General features: G+C 64.0%; 1 protein-coding gene. It reads left to right on the forward strand.

The window, feature by feature from the left end; translation table 11 throughout:
* Positions 1-467 (forward strand): alpha-glucosidase C-terminal domain-containing protein (locus RB628_RS41280; RefSeq protein WP_318325756.1); only part of this gene is annotated, 467 nt, incomplete at its 5' end.
* Between the last annotated feature and the right edge of the window lie 64 nt (positions 468-531).

Here is a 531-nt window from a genome sequence, read left to right on the forward strand (position 1 = left end):
ACACCCCGCTGCGCGCGGGCAGCGAAGAATACCTGGACTCCGAGAAATACCAACTCCGGCCCAGGCAATGGGAATCGGCAGAGCGCGACGGGCAGTCGATCGCCCCGCTCATCACCGCACTCAACCGGATCAGACGCGATCACCCCGCCTTGCACCGGCTCAGGAATCTGCACTTCCACCGGACCGACAACGACTCGGTGATCGCGTACAGCAAGCGCACGGGCGAGGACACGGTTCTGGTGGTGGTGAACCTCGACCCTCACCACACCCAGGAGGCCACGGTCTCGTTGGACATGCGGCAACTCGGCCTGGCCAAGCCAAAAGACGAACGGCATTCCGTTGCGGTGCATGACGAACTGAGCGGCGAGACCTACCACTGGGGCCGGACCAACTACGTACGTCTGGAGCCAGGCAGGGCGCCCGCGCACGTCTTTCATCTGCTGGGGTACTCGACTGGAGGCCAGTAACACCGTGACCGTCAATGAGCCTGTCCCGGACACCTTCGAGGACACTCCCGCCAAGGACCGGGAC

Origin of the sequence: Streptomyces sp. ADMS, from assembly GCF_033441795.1 — a bacterium.
Lineage (GTDB): Bacteria > Actinomycetota > Actinomycetes > Streptomycetales > Streptomycetaceae > Streptomyces.